Consider the following 21,717-nt stretch of genomic DNA (forward strand, 5'->3'; position numbering starts at 1 on the left):
CGGCGCTTTCTGCTCAGAGGGTGTTTATCTGACGGCGGTACCACTCATGAAAGTGCTGCATGCCGTCCTCCATGGGGCTTTGGTAGGGGCCTACTTCGTTGTCGCCTCGGGCCAGCAGGGCTTTGCGACCAGCGTCCATGCGCTCGGCAATCTCGTCGTCCTCGATGCAGGTTTCCATATAGGCAGCTTGCTGGGCTTCGACAAATTCACGCTCGAAGGCGACGATTTCTTCGGGGTAGTAAAACTCCACCATGTTCAGCGTCTTGTTCGGGCTGATCGGGTGCAGGGTGGAGACGGTGAGCACATGCGGGTACCACTCGACCATGATGTGCGGGTAATAGGTCAGCCAAATCGCGCCGCGCTCGGGCAGTTGGCCGTTGCGGTATTTCAGCAGCACCTCATGCCATTTTTTGTAAGTGTCAGAACCCGGCTTGCCAAAGCCGCCCGACACCCCCACGGTCTGCACCGAATAGTGCTCCTTGAACTCCCAGCTCAGGTCATCACAGGTGACGAACTGGCCCAGCCCCGGGTGGAAGGGGCCGACATGGTAGTCCTCCAGATAAACCTCGATGAAGGTTTTCCAGTTGTAGTTGCATTCGTGCAGTTCCACCCGGTCAAGGGCGTAGCCTGAAAAATCGAGTTGTGAGCGGGGTCCCATGCCTGCCAGGTCGGCGGCGATGTTGCGGCCGTTGTCCTCAAACAACAGGCCGTTCCATTCCTGCAACTTGTAGTTGTTCAGGTTCAGGCAGGGGTCTTGGGCAAAGTGGGGGGCACCCAGCAACTGGCCGTCGGACGCATAAGTCCAGCGGTGCAGCGGGCAGACGATGTTGCCGCCTGCGCTGCCTTTTTGCTGGGTGTGCAGATTGCCCCGGCCGCTGAGCATGATGGCTTGGCGGTGGCGGCAGACGTTCGAGACGAGTTCAACCCCGCCTTGGGCGTTGCGCACCAAGGCGCGGCCTTGGTCCTCGTGGGGCAGGGTGTAATAGTCGCCCGCATGGGGCACGGCCAGCTGGTGGCCTACATAGCGCGGGCCTTGCTGGAAGAGGGTTTTCAATTCGCGCTGAAACAGCGCCTCATCGAAATAAGTTGAAACTGGTAGTTGGCTTGCGGCCTGCTGCAGTTGAAGACTTAAATCAGACATGGGTGACCTGACCTAGAGACTCCCCCTATGAAGGGGCAGGGACAAAGCGCTGAATCCGAAGACACTGGCGCAAAAAAATGACAGGGTACACCCTGCCGAGGAACCGTCGATTGTACCCCGCAGGGTGTTTGGACTGGCTTGTGTGCTGTGTCTACAGAGTGCAAGCAAGGGTGTTTTGTGGTCTGATGCGCCGATATTTTCAAAAAATGTGGGGCTTGTGGCGTGCATCCGGGGCCATTGAAGCGCCTAAAATCAGATTTTTCACGGAATACCCCATGCCCAAGGCTTCCCCAACAGAGACTTCAGAACTCGCAGCCCCCTTGCCAGCCACTTATGAAGGTGCCTTGTCGGAGTTGGAGCAGTTGGTGATTCAACTGGAATCTGGACAAATGCCCCTGGATCTGCTTTTGTCGGGTTACCAGAGGGGCGCTGCCTTGTTGGCCTTTTGCCGTGACAAACTCCAGGCCGTGGAGGACCAGATCAAAGTGTTGGACGGTGCGCAACTCAAACCCTGGAATGGCACATGAACAAGGCATCGGATTTCAAAGCTTGGATGCAAGCCCACTTGGACCGCGTCGAAGATGCCTTGTCTCAATGGGTGGACGCTCAGGCCCCGGCGGAGTTGGGCCAGGCCATGCGCTATGCCGTTCTGGATGGTGGCAAACGTCTTCGCCCCTTGCTCGTGCTTGCTGCGGCCGAGGCGGTGGGCGCACCCACTGACAACCAAGCAGCCCTGCGTGCGGCCTGCGCGCTGGAGCTGATCCATGCCTATTCGCTGGTGCACGACGACATGCCTTGCATGGACAACGACGTGCTCAGGCGAGGCAAACCCACAGTGCATGTGCAGTTTGGCCAAGCGCAGGCTTTGCTGGCTGGGGATGCGCTGCAAGCCTTGGCGTTTGAATTTTTGACGCCCCCCATCACCGAGGTGCCCGCCGCAGTGCAAGCGGCGTGTGTGGGTTTGCTGGCGCGTGCCAGCGGTTACTTTGGCATGGCCGGCGGTCAGGCGATTGACTTGGCCAGTGTGGGCCATCGTCTGGATGAAGCGCAGTTGCGCCAGATGCACCGCCTCAAAACCGGCGCCCTCTTGTTGTGCGGTGTGCAAATGGGGGCAACCTGTGGACCTGCGCAATCACATGAAACATCGGCCGCCTTGAGCCGATTCGGAGAAGTTTTGGGCCTGGCGTTTCAGGTGGTGGATGACATTTTGGATGTCACCACCGACTCCGCCACCCTGGGCAAAACAGCCGGCAAAGACGCCGCTGCCGACAAACCCACCTACGTGGCGCTGATGGGCCTTGCGCCTGCACAGCGCCTGGCCGATCAATTGGCCCAGGAAGCCGAACAAGCCTTGCTGGACAGCGGTTTACCCGCTGAACGCTTGATGCCCTTGCGCGCCCTGGCCACCATGGTGGTGCAACGCACCCATTAAGTCATGACCTCACTGCTCCACGCCATCCAATCCCCCGCTGACTTGCGCCAACTGGCACGCTCAGACTTGCCGCGCCTGGCCGACGAACTGCGTCACTGCGTGCTCGACAACGTCTCCAAAACCGGTGGTCACCTCAGTTCCAACCTGGGCACCGTGGAGTTGACGGTGGCTTTGCACTACGTCTTCAACACCCCCGAAGACCGCATCGTTTGGGATGTGGGGCACCAGACTTACCCGCACAAAATCCTCACGGGCCGCCGAGAGCGCATGCCCACATTGCGTCAGTTTGGCGGTTTGTCGGGCTTTCCTCGGCGCGACGAGAGCGAATACGACACCTTTGGCACGGCGCACTCGTCCACCAGCATCTCGGCCGCTTTAGGCATGGCCGTGGCAGCCCGTCAAAAAGGCGAATCGCGCCACTCGATTGCCGTGATCGGTGACGGTGCCATGACCGCTGGCATGGCCTTTGAGGCCCTGAACAACGCGGGCGTGGAAGAGTGCAAGCTGTTGGTCATCCTGAACGACAACGACATGTCGATCAGCCCTCCGGTGGGTGCGCTCAACCGCTATTTGGCCCAACTCATGAGCGGGCGTTTTTATTCGGCGGCCAAGGCCGGTGCCAAAAATGTGCTCAAAAACGCACCGCCCCTTTTCGAGCTGGCCAAGCGCCTGGAGGAACACGCCAAAGGCATGGTCGTGCCCGCCACGCTGTTCGAGAAATTCGGTTTCAACTACATCGGCCCCATCGACGGGCACGACCTGCAGTCGCTGATCCCGACGCTGGAAAACATCAAACACCTAGATGGCCCGCAGTTCTTGCATGTGGTGACCAAAAAAGGTCAGGGCTATGAAAAGGCCGAAGCCGATCCGGTCGCCTACCACGGTCCCGGCAAATTCGATCCCAACGTGGGCCTGATCCCTGCCGCCACACCAGCCAAAACCACCTTCACCCAGGTGTTTGGCCAGTGGCTGTGCGACATGGCCGAAAAAGACATGCGCCTGGTCGGCATCACGCCTGCCATGCGCGAGGGCTCGGGCATGGTCGAGTTCCATCAGCGCTTTCCCAAGCGCTATTACGACGTGGGCATTGCCGAGCAGCACGCCGTGACCTTTGCCGCTGGCATGGCCTGCGAAGGCCTCAAGCCTGTGGTGGCGATTTATTCCACCTTTTTGCAGCGCGGCTATGACCAGCTGATCCACGACGTGGCGCTGCAAAACCTGCCAGTGGTGTTCGCACTCGACCGCGCGGGATTGGTGGGTGCCGACGGAGCCACCCACGCCGGGGTTTACGACATTGCCTACATCCGTTGCATCCCCAACATGAGCCTGGCCTGTCCGGCCGACGAGCGCGAATGCCGACAGTTGCTGAGCACGGCTTATGCACAAAACCACCCGGTGGTGGTGCGTTACCCACGCGGTGCGGGTGTGGGCGCGCAGCCCGGCCACGATCTGGACGGCTTGCCCTTTGGCAAAGGCGAAGTGCGCCGCCAAGGCGATAACTTGGCTATTTTGGCCTTCGGCACTTTGCTGGCTCCGGCCCTGCAGGCCGCAGAAAAGCTCAACGCCACGGTGGTCAACATGCGCTGGGTCAAGCCGCTGGATGTCGACTTGCTGGCCCAAATCGCCCAAAGCCACGAGCGCATCGTCACCGTGGAGGAGGGGTGCATCATGGGCGGCGCAGGCAGCGCCGTGGCTGAGGCCCTGCAGGCATTGCAAATCATCCGGCCAGTCTTGCACCTGGGCTTGCCTGATGTGTTCATTGAGCATGGCGACCCGGCCAAGCTGCTGGCTTTGCAGGGGCTGGATGCCGCTGGCATTGAGGCTTCGATTCGGCGGCGGTGGCTTTAAGACAATTTCTTGCCGATCTGCACGTCATGAGGCCTTCGGAATGGCTAAAGCCCTATCAATTTAATGATTTAAAAAAGGGTAAACCCCCACGGTTTTGAGTCGTGGGGCTTTCTAAAATAAGTGCTGCTTTACCAAGCAACCCCTTTCAAACGGGTTTGAGTATTCATCACAAGGAGTTCCTCATGGATCGTCGTTCCATCATTAAAAACGCCGGTATTGCCGGTGTTTTGGCTGCGGGTGCTGCACCTGCAGTTCACGCCCAGGCCGCCATCCGCTGGCGCCTTGCTTCCAGCTTCCCGAAAGCCTTGGACACCATCTTTGGCGCAGCCGAAGTGTTTGCCGAAAAGGTCAATGCCATGTCTGGCGGCAAGTTTGTCGTCACCGTGCATGCTGCAGGCGAATTGATGCCCGCTTTCGGCGTGGTGGACGGTGTTCAGCAAGGCACAGTTGAGGCGGCTCACACAGCCCCTTACTATTTCTTTGGCAAGGACGACACCTTCGCCCTGGGCGCGGCCATTCCGTTTGGTTTGAACAGCCGCCAGCTCACCTCCTGGTTCTATGACGGCAACGGCATGAAGCTGTTCCGTGAGTTCTACGACAAGTACAACATCATCAACTTCCCCGGCGGCAACACTGGCGCCCAAATGGGCGGCTGGTACCGCAAGGAAATCAAGACCTTGGCAGACATCAAGGGCCTTAAGTTCCGCGTCGGCGGTTTCGCTGGCAAGGTCCTGTCCCGCATGGGCGCTGTGCCGCAGAACATTCCCGGTGGCGAGATTTACCAAGCTCTGGAAAAAGGCACCATTGACGCCGTGGAGTGGGTCGGTCCCTACGACGACGAAAAGCTGGGCTTCCAAAAAGTGGCTAAAAACTACTACTACCCAGGTTTCTGGGAAGGTGGCGCACAGCTGGACTTCTACATCAACAAGGCTGCTTTCAACGCCCTGTCCAAAGAGAACCAGGCCATCGTGGAATCTGCTGCGTCTTACGCGCACACCGAAATGCAAGCGCGTTATGACAACCGCAACCCTGCGGCCCTCAAGCGCTTGGTGGCCGGCGGTGTCAAGTTGCGGCCTTTCCCTAAGGTGGTGATGGACGAGGCTTTCAAGCAGTCCATGGCCCTGTACGAAGAGCTGCGCCAGTCCAACCCGAACTGGAAGAAGATCTACGACGACTACTCGGCTTTCCGCAAGGACCAAAACCAGTGGTTCCGTTTCACCGAAGCCACGTTCGATCGCTACATGCAATCGGCCAAGCTGTAAACAGCGGGCATGCATGCATGAAAAAAGGCCCTTCGGGGCCTTTTTTCATGAAGTTTCCCAATGGGTCGTGTCGTCGTGCAAACTTACCACCATGCAACACATCGAGCTTTCTTACCAATGGGCATCCCCGGGCGCTGAAGCGGTGCGCAACCGCCAAAGTCCGCTGCGCAACCCGCTGATGGACTTGTTGCAGGCGGTGCGCGATGCCGGCTCGATTGGTGGGGCCGCCAATGCCATGGGCTTGTCTTACCGCCATGTCTGGGGGGAGCTCAAACGCTGGGAGCAAAGTTTGGGTCAGGCCCTGATCATTTGGGAGAAAGGGCAGGCGGCCAGACTCACCGGTTTTGCCGACAAGCTGCTGTGGGCAGAGCGCCAAGCGCAGGCTCGGCTATTGCCGCAAATCAGTGCCTTGCATGCCGACCTGGAAAAAACATTTGCGGTGGCGTTTGACCCCGCCCACCTGGCCCTGCCCGTCTTTGCCAGTCATGACGCGGCCATGGACCTGCTGCGCGAAGAGGCCGCATCCCAAGCCTTGCATTTGGACCTGCGGTTTTGTGGCAGCGTGGACGCGATTCGAGCTTTGAACGAGGGGCGGTGCCATGTGGCGGGTTTCCATGCCCCTTGGCAACCCGACGTCGAGTCCTTGGTCGCCCGCACCTACAAGCCCTTGCTCAAAACGGGCCAGCACAAATTGATCGGTTTTGCCCAGCGTTCGCAAGGGTTGATGGTCGCCAAGGGGAACCCCTTGGGCTTGAGGGATTGGGCAGATCTTTGCCAAGCGGGTGTGCGCTTTGTCAACCGCAGCAGCGGAACCGGCACCCGATTGTTGCTCGACCAGTGTTTGGAAGAAAGAGGCTTATTGCCCGCGGCGCTTTGTGGCTATGCGCAGGAGGAAAACTCACACGCTGCAGTGGCCGCGCGCATTGCGTCGGGTCAAGCCGATGTGGGCCTGGGCATCGCCCAAGCCGCCCATGTCCATGGCCTCGATTTTGTGCCCCTGCACCAGGAGCATTATTGGCTGGTGTGCCTGGCCTCGGCGCTCGATACCCCGCCCGTCTTGCAATTGAGGCGTTTGCTGAGCAGTTCAGCCTGGCAAGCCAGACTGCAGAGCCTGGGCGGCTACAGCCCAACACCCCAGACCGGTCAGGTGCAATCCTTGCGCAGCATGCTGCCTTGGTGGCAATTCAGGTCTTCAAGGCCCCACTCAGGCGCTTGAACCGAATCTGCCCGAAGGTTTGAAAGGGTTTCAAACCGAGCGCCGAAAATATCAACGCTGGTTTTCGGGGGGGTGGTTCGAGAGCGCGCTAACACAGACTTACAATCGCGCAAGTTTTTTGGAGTTCAAATGAAATCTTTATTGAAACTCTCAAGCGGCATTGACCGCTTGAACCAGTCGGTGGGCAAATTCACCACGTGGCTGATTTTGATCGTGACGCTCATCAGCGCGGGTAATGCCATCGTGCGCAAGGCCTTCAACGTGAGTTCGAACGGTTTGCTGGAGATTCAGTGGTACCTGTTTGCCGCAGTCTTTTTGCTGGGCGCAGGTTACGGTTTGCTGAGAAATTCCCACGTACGCATTGACTTCATTTCCACCATGCTGACGGCGCGTGCCCGCAACTGGATCGATGTGGGTGGTATCTTGCTGGCCCTGTTTCCATTTTGTTACTTGTGCATTTACTTGTCTTGGCCCTTGTTCATCCAGGCCTACAACACGGGCGAGATGTCTTCCAACGCGGGCGGCCTGATCCGGTGGCCTGTTTACGCTTTGGTACCCCTCGGTTTTGGATTGCTCATGCTTCAAGGCGTGTCGGAGTTGATCAAGCGCTTGTCGTTTTTAACCGGGGCTGGAGAAGACCCCTTGTCGGCTGAAAGCACCATGTCGGACGAAGAAAAAGAAATGCTGGAACTTGAAAAAATCGCGCAGCAAGCGCAGGGAGCACGTTGATGGAAGCGACTTTCTTGGCACAGAACTTTGTGCCCATCATGTTTGCCGGTTTGTTTGTGCTGCTGCTCACCGGTTTTCCGGTGGCTTTCGCACTGGCCGCTTGCGGCTTGGGCTTTGGCTTCATTGGCATGGAGGCCGGGTTGTTCCCGCCCTCCTTGTTCCAAGCCTTGCCGCTGCGCATTTTCGGCATCATGCAAAACGACACCTTGCTGGCCATTCCGTTTTTCACCTTCATGGGCATCATCTTGCAAAAATCCGGCATGGCCGAGGATTTGCTGGAGACGGTGGGCCAGGTGTTCGGTCCCGTGCGCGGTGGTGTGGCCATTGCGGTGATTTTGGTGGGCGCCTTGCTGGCGGCCACCACCGGCGTCGTGGCTGCTGCCGTGATTTCCATGGGCTTGATCTCTTTGCCCATCATGCTGCGCTACGGTTACAGCCGTGTGATCGCTACCGGGGCCATCACGGCTTCGGGCACCTTGGCGCAAGCCATCCCCCCTTCGTTGGTGTTGATCGTGTTGGCCGACCAATTGGGCCGTTCGGTGGGTGACATGTATGCCGGCGCTTTGGTGCCCGGCTTGTTGTTGGTGGGTTTGTACGTCCTGTTCATTGTCGTGGTGGCGATTTTCAAGCCGGCCATGGTGCCCGCGCTGCCGGTAGAAGCCCGCATTTACCGCGAAGCCAATGGCAAATCAGGCCATGTGTCCTTGTTCTTGCTCTTGATCTTGTGCACGGTGGTGGGCTACGTCTGGGCGACTGTCCACGATGGGATCATGACCGCCTGGCTCGAACGTACTTTGCCCTCTCCCGATGACGAAATCGTGATCATGTCCATGACAGTGGCTTCGCTGGTGGCTTTGGCCTTGGCCATCGTGAACCGTCTCACCGGCATGGGCTTGTTGTCGCGCTTGGCCGAGCAAGTGACCTTTGTGCTGATGCCGCCCCTGATCCTGATCTTTTTGGTTTTGGGTACGATTTTCCTGGGTGTCGCGACACCCACTGAGGGCGGCGCGATGGGTGCTTTGGGTGCCTTGATCCTGGCTGTGAGCCGCAAGCGCCTGGACAAGAAATTGATGAACCAAGCGCTGGAAAACACGGCCAAGCTGGCGTCTTTTGTGTTGTTCATCCTGATCGGCTCCACGGTCTTCAGCTTCACCTTCAACGCGGCCGACGGTCACATCTGGGTGGAGCACTTGTTCGTTGACATGCCGGGCGGCGCGATCGGTTTCCTGATTGTGGTGAACCTCCTGATTTTCATCTTGGGTTGTTTCATCGATTTCTTCGAAATCGCCTTCATCGTGATCCCGATCCTGGCCCCCGTGGCAGAGAAGATCTTGCCGGGCTTGGTGCCGGGCATGACCGCCGACCAAGCCATGATCTGGTTTGGTGTGATCGTGGCGATGAACCTGCAGACCTCGTTCTTGACGCCGCCGTTTGGCTTTGCCCTGTTCTATTTGCGCAGTGTGGCGCCCAAAAACGATTACAAGGACCGGATCACGGGTGAAAACATCCCTGCAGTCAAAACGTCTGAGATCTACAAAGGCTCTATCGCCTTCATTGTGTTGCAGTTGATCATGGTCGCCGCCATCATTGCCTTCCCCAACTTGGTGACAGGTGGCCTGAAGGAAGGCGTCAAGATCGATGCCGACGCCGCATTCGAGCAAATGCTCGACCGCGCCGAGGAAGACACTGGCAAGGACGACGCAGTGAACATGGATGACATGAAGCCTGCTGCAGATGCCGCGGCCGAAGAGGACCCCGCCAAGGCCTTGGAAGCCGAGATGAAGTCTGGCAAGAAGTAATTTCCTGTCGCCCCATGAAGAGCCCGGTACGCCGGGCTTTTTTCATGGGGATCGACCTATGCAAACGCTTTCATAGTGGACACCCCTCATGCCTGACTTGGGGCTTGTGCCGTAGCATCCACAGCGCTGTATGAACACCTTCACCGACAGCGTCCTGACGGCGCTGAACCTCGTCACCTCTTTTGATCCTGCCCTGTGGGTGGTCGTCACCCGGTCCTTGGCCGTCAGTGCCACGGCCTGCCTGCTGGCCTATGGCGTGGGGGTGGCGCTGGGGGCTTGGTTTGCGGTGTCGCGTTTTCAGGGGCGGGGCGCGGTGTTGGTGGGCTTGAATACCTTGCTGGCGCTGCCTTCGGTGGTGGTGGGCCTGGTGGTGTATTTGCTGCTGTCGCGCAGTGGGCCTTTGGGCTTTCTCGGCTGGATGTTCAGCTTCAAGGCCATGGTGCTGGCCCAGTTCATTTTGGTGGTGCCGGTGGTCACGGCGCTCACGCGCCAGGTGGTTGAAGACGTGGAGCGCCAGCACGGCGAACAATGGGCCTCATTGGGCGCAGGGCCTTGGGTGCGCAGCTTGCTGCTGGCCTGGGACGAACGCCTGGCCTTGCTGACCATTGGCGTGACCGCCTTTGGTCGCGCCATCTCGGAGGTGGGTGCGGTGATGATCGTGGGCGGCAACATCGATGGCTTCACCCGGGTCATGACCACGGCCATTGCGCTGGAGACCAGCAAGGGTGATTTGCCGCTGGCGCTGGGGCTTGGCATGGTCTTGCTGGCCGTGGTGCTGCTGCTCAATGCGCTGGTGGCGGGGCTGCGCCTGTGGGGTGAGCGGCGCAACGCGCGGCCCGCGCCTTTGGACAGAACACTAGGGGTGCAGCCATGAGCGCCGCGCAGATCGGCCTGGACGCGGTGAGTGTGCGGCTGGGTGCGCAAGCGGCCTTGATGGGTGTGAGCTTGCGCATCGCGGCGGGCGAGCGCGTGGCGCTGGTGGGGGCCAATGGCTCGGGTAAAAGCACTTTGCTGCGCACCTTGCATGGGCTGGTGCCGCCCACGCAAGGGCAGGTGCAACAAGCGCCGGGTGTGCGCCAGGCCATGCTGTTCCAAAGGCCGCATTTGTTGCGCCTGTCGGCATTGAACAATGTGGCGCTGGGCTTGTGGCTGGACCGCGCACGGGGCCTGTCTTGGGCCGCTGCCAAGGTGCTGGCACTGCAGGCCTTGGAGCGCGTTGGATTGTTGTCTGTGGCACAGCAAAACGGCCGCCAGTTGTCGGGCGGGCAGCAGCAGCGCCTGGCCTTGGCCCGCGCCTGGGCGCGGCAGCCCGATGTGCTGCTGCTGGACGAACCCACGGCCAGCCTGGACCCGCATGCCAAACGCGAGGTTGAAGCCTTGATGGCCGACTTTGCCAGCAGCGAGGAACGTGCGTTGACCCTGGTGTGGGCCAGTCACAACCTGGGCCAAGTCAAACGCTTGGCCACCCGCGTGGTGTATCTGGAGGGAGGTCGCTTGATGGCCGACTTGCCCGTGGCCGATTTTTTCAACCCCGCCGTGCTGCCCGCATGCAGCCCGGCAGCGCATGCTTTTGTTCAAGGAGAACTTTCATGACCTTCAAAACTTCCCTGACCCGTCGTGCCCTGGTGTGCGCCGTTTTGGCCAGCGCCTCGGTCTGGGCACAAGCCCAGTCCATCGTCATGTCGTCCACCACGTCCACCGAGCAATCGGGCTTGTTTGCGCACCTCTTGCCCGCCTTCAAAAAGGCCAGCGGGCTGGATGTGAAGGTGGTGGCGCTGGGCACAGGCCAGGCGCTGGACATGGCGCGGCGGGGTGATGCCGATGTGGTGTTTGTGCACGACCAGGCAGCTGAAGAAAAGTTTGTGGCCGATGGTTTTGGCATCAAGCGCTTGCCCGTGATGTACAACGACTTTGTGCTGATCGGCCCCAAGGCCGACCCGGCCGCCACCAAAGGCAAAGACATTGTGGCGGCCTTGGCCAAGTTGTCTGCAGGCAACGCAGCCTTTGTGTCGCGGGGTGACAAGAGCGGCACGCACGCGGCCGAATTGCGTTTTTGGAAAACGGCCAACCTGACGGACAAGAAAGGCAGCGGCTACAAGGAATGCGGCTGCGGCATGGGCCCGGCATTGAACATTGCGGCCTCTACAGGCGCCTATGTCCTGGCCGACCGTGCCACCTGGCTCAACTTCAAAAACCGCGCCGATCTGGCGATTTTGGTGGAGGGCGACAACCGCTTGTTCAACCAGTATGGCGTGATGGTGGTCAACCCCGCCAAGCATGCGCACGTCAAGCAGGCCGATGCTCAGAAGTTTGTGGACTGGATCACCTCGGCCGCTGGTCAGGGGGTGATTGCCGATTACAAGATCGGCGGCGAGCAGCTGTTTTTCCCGAACGCGGGCAAGTGATCAGGCTTTGGGCAAGCCAAGTTTGCGGTATACCGTGGCGCGGCTGATGCCCAGGCTGCGGGCAGCTTCGGCCACGTTGCCACGGGCTTGCTGGACGGCTTCACGGATCATGTCGGTCTGCACGTCCTTGAGGGGTTTGGCCATCGCCTGAGCACGTTCTGAGGTCTTCGCGCTGTGCGAAGCCGCAGGGCGGGTGCCTGGGCGCAGGGCTTGGGTTTGCAAACGCAGGCCCGACCACAGCGGCAACTCTTGTGCACTGGCTTGGCGGCTGGCGGCGTCGAACAGGTTTTCCCAGGGCGAGGCGAACACTTCGCTGGCGTGCAGCGTTTGGCCGTCGGTGTCTGGCGACAAGGACAGCATTTGCCGCGCCGTGGGGTTGGCCCCCACGATCTGGCCGTTGTGGTCGAGCGTGATCAGGCCGTCGCTGTCGTCGCCGGGCTGGTTGCCGGGCCAGTTCAGGCGCAGCACCAGGGCGTGATCGGTGGACAGCAGCCAGCTGTTTTCGATGCTGCGGGCCGAGCGCCGCACCAGGTGTTTGAGAGCAGGGCGTTCTGTGGTTTCAATGCCCGTCAGGTCCAGCATGCCTGCGCACAAGCCGTCAGGGCCAAAAACCGGTGCCCCGGCGCAGCTGTACACGCTGTTGTCCTGAAAAAAATGCTCGCCCCGGTGCAGCCAGACCGGTTGCAGTTCGGTCAGGGCTGCACTGATGGACGTGGTGCCCACCGAGCGTTCTGACAGGTCCACGCCCACACGGGCAATGGCGTCGGCTCGGCGGTCTTGGCGGTCCACCGGGCCGTGCACATCGACCACGATGCCCTGTGCATTGGTCAAGATGGCGAAATAGCGGATGTCGGCAATGGCACGGGCCAGCTCCACCAGCACTGACTGCGCCGCCTGCACCAGTGGGCGGCTGTTTTCTTGCACGCGGCGCATTTGCTGAGCCGAGATGGTGTCAAACCCTACGCTTTGCTGCGGCTGCAGGCCCATGGCCAGGCAGCGTTTCCAGGACTGGGTCAGCCAAGGCGAAACGCCTGCCTGCGATTCCCCGGGTCGCAAGTGGCCAGAGCGCCCCTGAAACACCAGTTCACGGGCTTGTTCTATCCGCTGCAGGCGGTCGCTGTTGTGGGCAGTCAGGGGCATGTCAGATGTGTATCAAGCTGAGAATTTATGAGTGCAACCTTGTCAAACCTAGGGTTAGTCCGTATCGGTTTATGGGTGTATGCGCCAACAATCGCTATGCATTCTGATTCATAAGCGCGAGCTTGAACAGCCCGCCACTTCACAGGAGATCCACATGCAGAAAGTCCTGCACATCAACCCGGACAAATGTACCGGCTGCTTGCAGTGCGAAATGGCCTGTTCTTTCGAGAACTATGGCACATACGCCACCTCCAAATCGCGCATCAAGGTGTTTGATTTCCATCACACCGGCAAAAAAGTGCCCTACACCTGCACCCAGTGCGATGAAGCCTGGTGCTTGCACGCATGCCCTGTGGAAGCCATCACCGTGGACAAAGCCACGGGTGCCAAAGTGGTCAATGAATCCACCTGCGTGGGCTGCAAGGTCTGCACGATCGCCTGCCCGTTTGGCACGATCAACTACGTGCAAGAAACTGGCAAGGTGCAAAAGTGCGACCTCTGCGGTGGCGATCCAGCCTGTGCCGACGCCTGCCCGACCGGTGCCATCACCTTCGTCGATGCCAACTGGACCGGCATCGACAAAATGAAACAGTGGGCCGACAAGCTGGGCAATCAGCCCTCTGCGGCTTAAACCCACCACCCTTAAGGAGCATCAACATGTCTTGGGCTGGAAAAATTCTCCGCGTCAACCTGACTGCGGGCACCGTCAAATCTGAACCGCTGAACATGGAATGGGCCAAGGCCTATCTGGGATCACGCGGTCTGGGCAGCAAATACCTGATCAGCGAAGTCGACCCCAAAGTTGACCCGCTGTCGGCCGACAACAAAATCATCTGGGCTACCGGCCCGCTGACTGGCACCATGGCCTCTACCGGCGGCCGCTACACCGTCATCACCAAAGGCCCTCTGACTGGTGCCATCGCTTGCTCGAACTCGGGCGGCTACTGGGGTGCCGAGCTGAAAATGGCCGGTTGGGACATGATCATTTTTGAAGGCGCATCGGCCAAGCCGGTGTACCTCTACATCAACGACAACGAAGCTGAACTGCGTGATGCCGGTCACCTGTGGGGCCAAAGCGTCTGGAAGACCGAAGAAATCCTCAAGTCCAGCCTGCAAGACCCGCTGCTGCGCGTGTCCAGCATTGGCAAGGCCGGTGAAAACGGCGTGCTGTATGCCGCTGTGGTGAACGACCTGCACCGTGCGGCTGGCCGCTCGGGTGTGGGCACCGTCATGGGCAGCAAAAACCTCAAGGCCATCGCCGTGCGCGGCACGATTGGTGTGGGCAACGTGCAAAACCCCAAGGCCTTCATGGCCGCGACCAAGGCTGCCAAAAAGGTGCTGGCTGATAACGGCGTCACCGGTCAGGGCCTGCCAGCTTATGGCACCCAGGTGCTGATGAACGTGATCAACGAAGTCGGTGCCTTGCCCACACGCAACCACCGCGACGTGCAGTTCGAAAGCGCCAAGGACATCTCGGCCGAAGCCATGGTCACGCCCCGCGAGACCGACGGCAAAAAGCATCTGGTGACCAACCAAGCTTGCTTTGGTTGCACCATCGCCTGCGGCCGCATCAGCAAGATGGACGAAGGCCACTTCTCGGTCAAGAACAAGCCTGAGTACTGGGGCGCCAACGGCGGCCTGGAATACGAAGCCGCTTGGGCCCTCGGTGCAGCCAACGGTGTGAAGGACCTCGAAGCCCTGCAATACGCCAACATGATCTGCAACGAAGAAGGCTTCGACCCCATCAGCTTCGGTGCCACCATCGGTGCCGTGATGGAGCTGTACGAAATGGGTGTGCTGACCAAAGAGCAAATCGGTGTGGAGGCTCCGTTTGGCTCGGCTGAAGCCCTGTGCGAGTTTGTCGACATGACGGCCAAGGGCATCGGTTTTGGCAAGGAAATTGGCATGGGCTCCAAGCGCCTGACCGCCAAGTACGGCCACCCCGATTTGTCCATGAGCGTCAAGGGCCAAGAGTTCCCGGCCTATGACGGCCGAGTGATCCAGGGCATTGGCTTGGCTTACGCCACGTCCAACCGTGGTGCCTGCCACCTGCGCGGCTACACCATCGCGTCTGAAGTTCTGGGCATCCCGGTCAAGACCGAGCCGACCGAGAGCGAAGGCAAGCCCGAATTGGTCAAGGCCTTCCAGGACGCCACAGCTGCGTTTGACTCGGCAGGTATTTGCGTTTTCACCAGCTTTGCCTGGACCTTGGCCGACGTGGCCCCTCAGGTGCAAGCCGCTTGCGGCGAAGAGTTCACCATGGAGCACCTGGCCCACATCGGTGAGCGCATCTGGAACATGGAGCGCGAGTTCAACAACGCCGCCGGCTTCACCAAGGCCGACGACAACCTGCCCAAGCGCCTGATGACCGAAGCCGCCAAAACCGGCCCGGGCAAAGGCATGGTCAGCAAGTTGGACGAGATGCTGCCCAAGTACTACGACGCGCGCGGCTGGGACGGCGAAGGCCGCCCCACAACGGCCACCCGGGAACGTCTGGGCCTGTGACCTTGCCCCTGTAGGAGCGAGCCCTGCTCGCGAAGCCTTCGCTGCAGGCGCGCGCTTCTACAGGAACCACAGCGGCCCCGAGGGGCCGCTGTCTGTTTCTGGAGAAAACACCATGACCCATCACATCATTCTGGGCGCTGGCCCAGCAGGCGTCATCGCCGCCGAAACCTTGCGCAAGCACTGCCCCCAAGACCGCATCACCATCGTCGGTGACGAAAAAGAAGCGCCTTACTCGCGCATGGCGATTCCTTATTTGCTGATCGGCAATGTCGAAGAAAAAGGCACTTGGCTGCGCAAGGGCGACACCCACTTTGCCGACTTGCGCATCGACATCCTGAACGCGCGCGCCACCCAGGTGGACACTGCGGCACGGCAAGTGGTGCTGGACAACGGCCAAAGCCTGGCGTTTGACAAGCTGCTGATCGCCACCGGCTCGCAGCCCGTGCGCCCCCCGATTGCGGGCATGGACTTGCCCGGTGTACACCCTTGCTGGACGCTGGCCGACGCCCGTGCCATTGCCGCACTGGCCAAGCCTGGCGCCAAGGTCTTGCAAATGGGCGCGGGCTTCATTGGCTGCATCATCATGGAGTCGCTCAAGCAGCGCGGTGTCGAACTGTCGGTGGTCGAGATGGGTGACCGCATGGTGCCGCGCATGATGGGCCCCATGGCCGGCGGCATGATTCGCGACTGGTGTGAAGCCCAAGGCGTGAAGGTGTATGTGGGCACGCGTGTCGAATCGATTGAGTCTGCAGGCCAAGGCCTGCAGGTCCGTCTGTCCAACGGCCAAACCGTCGAGGCCGATCTGGTCATCAGCGCCACCGGCGTGCGCCCGGCCATTGGCTTCCTCAAAGACAGCGGCATCACCTGCTTGCAGGGCATCCTGACCGATCAGTGCCTGCAAACCAATGTGCCCGGCATTTATGCGGCGGGTGACTGCGCCGAGGCTTTTGACAAAGTCAGTGGCCAGACCATCGTCAGTGCCATCCAGCCCAACGCCGCTGAACAAGCCCGTGTGGCCGCGCTCAACATGGCCGGTCAACACACCACCCTCAAGGGCGTGACCCAGATCAACGTGCTCGACACTTTGGGCCTGATTTCCACCAGCTTTGGCAACTGGCAAGGTGTGGAAGGTGGCGAACAAGCCCAGCTGACCGACCAAGCCGCAGGCAAACACCTGAGCCTGCAGTTCCAGGGCGATGTCATGGTGGGCTGCAACTCGGTCGGCTGGACCGAGCATGTGGGCGTCATGCGTGGACTGGTCGAAGGTCAAGTGCGTTTGGGCGACTGGAAAGACCGCCTGATGCAAGACCCCACACGCCTCATGGACGCCTATCTGGCCTGCGCGCAAGGCCAGGGTCAATGGAGTGGTGCGGCCGATACGCGTCGCAGATAGAAGTGACAATGCGCGCATGAACATCACCTTCAAACTGTTTGCTACGCTCACCGACTATCTGCCTGCCGAGGTTCGCCGAAGCAACCAGATGGTCATGGATGTGGCATCTGGCACCACCATCATGCAAGTCATCGACTCCTTCAGTCTGCCACCCAAGCTGGTGCATCTGGTCTTGGTCAACGGCAAATACATCGCCCCCGAAAACAGGGGCACCCAGGCCTTGGTCGAGGGCGATGTGCTGGCCATCTGGCCCCCCGTGGCAGGTGGCTGACGCCAGCCATGCAAGCGAGCTACGCCGAAGCCTTTCAGCGCGACATGGGCTGCACCGAAGCCGAATGGCTGGGCTGGCTGCCCCGTGCTGTGGGCCAGCACCCGCTGCAATGCCAGGCCAGCAACGCACACATCAGCATCGGCGCAGGCCAGCTGCATCTGCAATGGCAAGTCATGCCCCCACGCGTCATTGCACAAATTCGCCTGCCCGTGCTGCGCGTGCAGTTCAAGTTTGAGGGCTTGAACCCTCAGGACCGCTACACCTTCATGCGCCACTTTGACCTGTATACCCAGCGTGGCGGTGGCTGAGGCTCGGCCGGGTCATCACATCTCGTCTTGCCACCAGTACCACTTGTACAAAAAGCGCTGGCCCAAGCGGCGGAAGGGGGCGAGGGCTTCCGAGCGGAACAGGTGCAAAAAGTGCGGGTAGGTCAGCTCGCTGTTGTAGATCGGTAGCTGGAAGACTTCCTGGCCTGCGTCTTTGCCGGCCACACGTTCGGCCAGGCGTTTGCCCGCCCAAGTGGAAAACGACACCCCATTGCCGCCATAGCCCAGCGCGTACCAGACGCTTTGGCTGGGGTCGGGTTGGGTGATGCGCGGCATCATGTCGTGGCTCACGTCGACCCAGCCCCACCAGGAGTGCTCGATGGGGATGCCCGCCAAAGTCGGGAATTTGCGTGCAATGCCGTCGGTCAAGAGTTTCAGGTGTTTGGGCTCGGGCGATTCGGCCCCGGTCACGGCGCTGCGGCTGCCGATTTGCAGGCGGTTGTCAGGCAGCAGCCGGTAGTAAAAACGCAGGGTGCGCGTGTCGGTCAGAAAGACACGGGTTTTGAGGCCAGCGGCCTCAATTTGCGCTGGGCTCAGGGGCTGCGTGACCATGTTGTTGGACAAGATGGGCAACAGCTTGTTTTTGGTGAGCGGGCTCAAGGCCTGTCCGGTGTAGCCGCCGGTGCACACGGCCACGCGTTTGGCTCGCACCGTGCCGCCCGGGGTGCGCAGGTGGTGCACGCCGTTGATGGTTTCCCAGCCTTGCACGGGGCTGGCGGTGTGCAGTTTCACACCCAGGGCGCGGGCCTTGCGGATCAGGCCAAAGGTGAACTTGAGCGGGTGGATGCCCACGCCTTCTTGCTCCCACATGGCACCTGCGGCATCGTGGTCGTTGAAGTGGTTTTGCCGAAGCTCGTCGGCCGAGAGGATTTGGGTCTTGTAGCCAAAAATCTCGTTGCGTACCCGGGCCTGCTCTTTCAGGTAGGCGACTTTTTCGGGGCGGTGTGCCACGTACAGGTGGCCGCCATCGGTGGCGTCGCAATCGACTTCGAAGGCCAGGTTTTTGAAGTTTTCGAAGCCCGTGCGGATTTCGGTATCCAGCTTTTTGGCCACGTCCAGGCCCCAGCGCTCGATCCACTGCGCACGCGACAGGCGGCCACTGGCGTTTTGGCCCTGGCCGCCGCTGCGGCTGGAGCAACCCCAGGCGCTCTGGTTGGCTTCGAGCACCACAGCCTGAATGCCCTGCTCTTGGGCCAGGTACAAGGGGGTCGAGATGCCGGTTGAGCCCGCACCGATGACCACCACATCCACGTCCATGTCGTGCTGCACAGGGCCGTCGTCTGGCGGCGGCGTGCCCGCGCTGGCGACCCAGTAGCTGGGCGCATAGTCGCGGCCTGCACCGGGGGTGGCGTGCACCAGCGGGTCGTATTGGGGGTCGTATCGGGTGTCGCTGCGTGCTGCGTCGTGGGGCGTCATGAGCGGGCTCTCTAAAGGGGGCAAGTCTGATTCACAGGCTGCGCGGCGGGGCCGGGCAGCGGGTGCACTTATTTCGCGGCGGGCAGGTTGGGGCGGTTTTTGCGGAAAGCGCTCTTGGAGAGGATCTTGCCGTCCTTGAAGGCAAAGATGTCCACGCCGTCGGTTTCCACGCGCGAGCCGTCGGTGGACGTGCCGACATAGGTCCATTCAGACACACCAAAGTCGCCTTGAACAAAATGTTTGCCATTGATCCATTGGGCATCGGGCACGGTGGCCCAAGCGCCCGGAAAGGCCTTGCGCAAGGCCTCGTGGCCTTGGTGGCGCGCGCCGCAGGCGTCTGGGCCGCCAGCGGTCATGAAGACGCCATCGGGGTGCATGAAGCTCAGCAGCGCGTCCACATCGTGGCGGTTCCAGGCGTCGGTGAAAGCTTCGAGGGTGGCAATGGTGACAGGGGCTGACAAGGGGCTCTCCAAGGGGTGGTCAATGGCTTTGAGAATAGCCAATCCTTGTCGAGTGCATAGAGCCAGATGGGGTAAATCGCGTGTGCCAGCGTGCTTGCTTATACTGGGTTGCATGACCAGTCGACACCGCACCAAAGATGTTCAGTGGGAGAGCCTTTTCGCCCTGCAGGACAAGCCCGCCATGCCCTTGCAGCAACGCCTGCGCCTGGCCGCTGTCGAGGCCATTCTGGAAGGGCGTTTGCCACCCGGTGCCACCTTGCCCTCATCGCGTGAATTGGCCAAGGCGCTGGGCCTGAGCCGCAACACCGTCACATCGGCCTATATGCGGTTGATCGATGACGGTTTTCTGGAGGCGCATCCACGCAGCGGAGTGTTTGTGAAAGTGCACGGCGATCAGCGCCCATCGGGTTTGTCCAAGGCCGATTGGCGCGCAAAGCCCTTGCCCGAGCCTGTGCGCACACCACAAAACCAGCCTGAGCGTGAGGCACCAGCGATGACCCAGCCGACCTCGCCGGACTGGTCTGCACGTCTGATCCGTTCACTGAGCGACCGCCGCACCCTGGCCAAGCCCGACCAGTGGCGGCAGTACCCTTACCCCTTTGTTTACGGCACCTTTGATCCGCAGCTGTTTCCGACCGAAGCGTTTCGCGAGTGTTGCGTGCACAGCCTGGCGCGCGTTCATTTGCCGCAGTGGACGCCCGACTTTGAGCTGAGCGATGTGCCCGAACTGATCGAGCAGATCCGTCTGCGTCTCTTGCCCAAGCGGGGGGTGTTTGCGCTGCCCGAAGAAATCCTCATCACCGTGGGGGCCCAGCACGCCTATTACATGCTGGGAGAGGCCTTGTTCGATGCGCAATCCCGCGTGGGCCTGGAGGAGCCGGGGCATCCGCATGCACGCAACAGCTTTGCCTCGCGTCAGCCGCAGTGGCAGCCCCTGGCGGTGGACGATCAGGGGCTGGTGGTGGATCGCCTGACCCCGCTGGACTATGTGTATGTGACGCCCTCGCACCAGAGCCCGACCACGCGCACTCTTTCTCTGGAGCGGCGCAAGCGTTTGCTGGCCCTGGCCGAGCAGCGCGACTTTGTGGTCATCGAAGACGACTACGAGGCCGAAAACCTCTATGTGGGCGAGCCCATGCCCGCGCTCAAAAGCCTCGATAAGGTGGGGCGTGTGATTTATGTGGGCTCGATCTCCAAGAGCCTGTCACCGTCCTTGCGGCTGGGCTACATCGTGGCACCGCGTGCCCTGATTGCCGAGTTGCGGGTGTTGCGCCACGCCATGGTGCGCCACCCCAGCGCTTTTTTGCAGCACGCGTTTGCGCATTTTTTGTCTTTGGGTCACCACGAGCCGCACGCCCGGCGGGTGAACCAGGCACTGCAGGCACGCATGCAGGCCGTGGGCGAGGCGCTGCGCCGCGAGCTGCCGGATTTTCAGTTCGAATTGCCCACCGGCGGTGCCTCGGTGTGGGTGCGTGCCCCTGACTGGGCGGACACCGCCGAGCTGGCCCTCATGGCGCGTGAACAAGGGGTGCTGATTGAGGCGGGCGAGGTGTTTTTCATGCACCCACCCTATCCTTGCCCGTTTTTTCGCCTGCGCTTGTCGTCCATTGGGGTGGATCAAATCGGCCCCGGCATCAGGGCGCTGGCCGTAGCGGTGTATGACCTGGCCCAGGCACGCGGCGTGCCGCGTGTGCTGGCGCGTTTGCATTGAGAGGCCCCTACAAAAAAACCTTTCGGTTTGTTGTAGGTCGGCACTCGCAGAGTCCGACGTTGGCGTGCTTGGGCGCTGATCCTGATTCAACTTTGGCGGGCTTCACCAGCCCCATGTCGGGGTCTTCGACCACCGACCTGCGAATACACGGCTCCTGTAGGTCGGCACTCGAAGAGTCCAACGTTTGTGAGCTTGGGTGCTGATCTTGATTCAACTTTGGTGGGCCTCACCAGCCCCATGTCGGGGTCTTCGACCACCGACCTGCGAATACATGGCTCCTGTAGGTCGGCACTCGCAGAGTCCGACGTTTGTGGGCTTGGGCGCTGAACCTGATTCAACTTTGGTGGGCCTCACTAGACCCATGTCGGGGTCTTCGACCACCGACCTACGGATACATGGCTCCTGTAGGTCGGCACTCGCAGAGTCCGACGTTGGCGTGCTTGGGTGCTGATTCAACTTTGGTGGGCCTCACCAGCCCCATGTCGGGGTCTTCGACCACCGACCTACGAATACATGGCTCCCGTAGGTCGGCACTCGCAGAGTCCGACGTTTGTGAGCTTGGGCGCTGAACCTGATTCAACTTTGGTGGGCCTCACTAGACCCATGTCGGGGTCTTCGACCACCGACCTGCGAATACACGGCTCCTGTAGGTCGGCACTCGC

20 protein-coding genes are annotated in these 21,717 nt (G+C 60.7%); 16 read left to right on the forward strand and 4 right to left on the reverse strand.

Going from position 1 to position 21,717, the window contains the following annotated elements; genetic code table 11:
• Positions 1-13: 13 nt before the first annotated feature.
• The gene (locus H663_RS30140) at positions 14-1,141 is read right to left on the reverse strand and encodes an aromatic ring-hydroxylating oxygenase subunit alpha (protein WP_053174077.1); all 1,128 of its coding nucleotides are present in this window, start codon (positions 1,139-1,141) and stop codon (positions 14-16) included.
• A 275-nt stretch (positions 1,142-1,416) separates the two neighbouring features.
• Here H663_RS30140 and xseB point away from each other — a divergent pair, with 275 nt between their 5' ends.
• The 10 genes from xseB to H663_RS30190 all read left to right on the forward strand — a co-directional run bounded on the left by xseB (position 1,417) and on the right by H663_RS30190 (position 11,832).
• Positions 1,417-1,668 (forward strand): exodeoxyribonuclease VII small subunit, encoded by a 252-nt coding sequence (gene xseB / locus H663_RS30145; protein WP_053176750.1) that lies wholly within the window; start codon positions 1,417-1,419, stop codon positions 1,666-1,668.
• On the forward strand, positions 1,665-2,573 hold the full coding sequence (locus tag H663_RS30150; protein ID WP_053174079.1) for a polyprenyl synthetase family protein: 909 nt from the start codon (positions 1,665-1,667) through the stop codon (positions 2,571-2,573). The genes xseB and H663_RS30150 overlap by 4 nt, the downstream gene beginning before the upstream one ends.
• Positions 2,574-2,576: 3 nt before the next feature.
• Positions 2,577-4,421 (forward strand): 1-deoxy-D-xylulose-5-phosphate synthase, encoded by a 1,845-nt coding sequence (dxs, locus tag H663_RS30155; RefSeq protein WP_053174081.1) that lies wholly within the window; start codon positions 2,577-2,579, stop codon positions 4,419-4,421.
• Between the two features lie 182 nt (positions 4,422-4,603).
• Entirely contained in the window at positions 4,604-5,683 is a 1,080-nt protein-coding gene (locus tag H663_RS30160; protein WP_053174084.1) for a TRAP transporter substrate-binding protein, read from the forward strand.
• 91 nt (positions 5,684-5,774) lie between these two features.
• Positions 5,775-6,899 carry a substrate-binding domain-containing protein gene (locus H663_RS30165; protein ID WP_053174086.1) on the forward strand — a complete coding sequence of 375 codons (1,125 nt, stop codon included), beginning with the start codon at positions 5,775-5,777 and terminating at the stop codon, positions 6,897-6,899.
• Positions 6,900-7,028: 129 nt separating this feature from the next.
• Positions 7,029-7,628: a TRAP transporter small permease subunit gene (locus H663_RS30170; RefSeq protein WP_053174088.1), complete on the forward strand. Its 600-nt coding sequence runs from the start codon at positions 7,029-7,031 to the stop codon at positions 7,626-7,628.
• Entirely contained in the window at positions 7,628-9,427 is a 1,800-nt protein-coding gene (locus H663_RS30175) for a TRAP transporter large permease (protein WP_053174090.1), read from the forward strand. The genes H663_RS30170 and H663_RS30175 overlap by 1 nt, the downstream gene beginning before the upstream one ends.
• Before the next feature lie 130 nt (positions 9,428-9,557).
• Positions 9,558-10,301 (forward strand): ABC transporter permease, encoded by a 744-nt coding sequence (locus tag H663_RS30180; protein ID WP_053174091.1) that lies wholly within the window; start codon positions 9,558-9,560, stop codon positions 10,299-10,301.
• Entirely contained in the window at positions 10,298-11,020 is a 723-nt protein-coding gene (locus H663_RS30185; RefSeq protein WP_053174093.1) for an ATP-binding cassette domain-containing protein, read from the forward strand. The genes H663_RS30180 and H663_RS30185 overlap by 4 nt, the downstream gene beginning before the upstream one ends.
• Entirely contained in the window at positions 11,017-11,832 is an 816-nt protein-coding gene (locus tag H663_RS30190) for an ABC transporter substrate-binding protein (RefSeq protein ID WP_053174095.1), read from the forward strand. Before H663_RS30185 ends, H663_RS30190 begins: the two co-directional genes overlap by 4 nt.
• Here H663_RS30190 and H663_RS30195 read toward each other — a convergent pair whose 3' ends face one another.
• Positions 11,833-12,972, reverse strand: coding sequence for a helix-turn-helix domain-containing protein (locus H663_RS30195; RefSeq protein ID WP_053174097.1), 1,140 nt, complete (start codon positions 12,970-12,972; stop codon positions 11,833-11,835). It lies immediately after the preceding gene.
• Between the two features lie 154 nt (positions 12,973-13,126).
• On the opposite strand from H663_RS30195, the gene H663_RS30200 reads away from it, so the two are divergent.
• The 5 genes from H663_RS30200 (at position 13,127) to H663_RS30220 (ending at position 17,449) form a co-directional block, all read left to right on the forward strand.
• The gene (locus tag H663_RS30200) at positions 13,127-13,603 is read left to right on the forward strand and encodes a 4Fe-4S dicluster domain-containing protein (protein ID WP_053174099.1); all 477 of its coding nucleotides are present in this window, start codon (positions 13,127-13,129) and stop codon (positions 13,601-13,603) included.
• Positions 13,604-13,629: 26 nt separating this feature from the next.
• Positions 13,630-15,477: an aldehyde ferredoxin oxidoreductase family protein gene (locus H663_RS30205; protein WP_053174101.1), complete on the forward strand. Its 1,848-nt coding sequence runs from the start codon at positions 13,630-13,632 to the stop codon at positions 15,475-15,477.
• Between the two features lie 112 nt (positions 15,478-15,589).
• Positions 15,590-16,870 carry an NAD(P)/FAD-dependent oxidoreductase gene (locus H663_RS30210; protein WP_053174103.1) on the forward strand — a complete coding sequence of 427 codons (1,281 nt, stop codon included), beginning with the start codon at positions 15,590-15,592 and terminating at the stop codon, positions 16,868-16,870.
• 16 nt (positions 16,871-16,886) lie between these two features.
• Positions 16,887-17,141, forward strand: a complete 255-nt coding sequence (gene thiS / locus H663_RS30215) for a sulfur carrier protein ThiS (protein WP_053174105.1) — start codon at positions 16,887-16,889, stop codon at positions 17,139-17,141.
• An 8-nt stretch (positions 17,142-17,149) separates the two neighbouring features.
• Positions 17,150-17,449, forward strand: a complete 300-nt coding sequence (locus H663_RS30220; RefSeq protein WP_053174107.1) for a hypothetical protein — start codon at positions 17,150-17,152, stop codon at positions 17,447-17,449.
• 15 nt (positions 17,450-17,464) lie between these two features.
• Here H663_RS30220 and H663_RS30225 read toward each other — a convergent pair whose 3' ends face one another.
• Complete coding sequence (locus H663_RS30225) at positions 17,465-18,883, reverse strand: NAD(P)/FAD-dependent oxidoreductase (protein ID WP_053174109.1); 1,419 nt, start codon at positions 18,881-18,883, stop codon at positions 17,465-17,467.
• A 68-nt stretch (positions 18,884-18,951) separates the two neighbouring features.
• Positions 18,952-19,344 (reverse strand): nuclear transport factor 2 family protein, encoded by a 393-nt coding sequence (locus H663_RS30230; RefSeq protein ID WP_240620482.1) that lies wholly within the window; start codon positions 19,342-19,344, stop codon positions 18,952-18,954.
• A gap of 112 nt (positions 19,345-19,456) precedes the next feature.
• Here H663_RS30230 and pdxR point away from each other — a divergent pair, with 112 nt between their 5' ends.
• Positions 19,457-21,055: a MocR-like pyridoxine biosynthesis transcription factor PdxR gene (pdxR, locus tag H663_RS30235; protein ID WP_053174111.1), complete on the forward strand. Its 1,599-nt coding sequence runs from the start codon at positions 19,457-19,459 to the stop codon at positions 21,053-21,055.
• Positions 21,056-21,717: the final 662 nt, after the last annotated feature.

Origin of the sequence: Limnohabitans planktonicus II-D5 (genome assembly GCF_001270065.2) — a bacterium.
GTDB lineage: Bacteria > Pseudomonadota > Gammaproteobacteria > Burkholderiales > Burkholderiaceae_C > Limnohabitans_A > Limnohabitans_A planktonicus.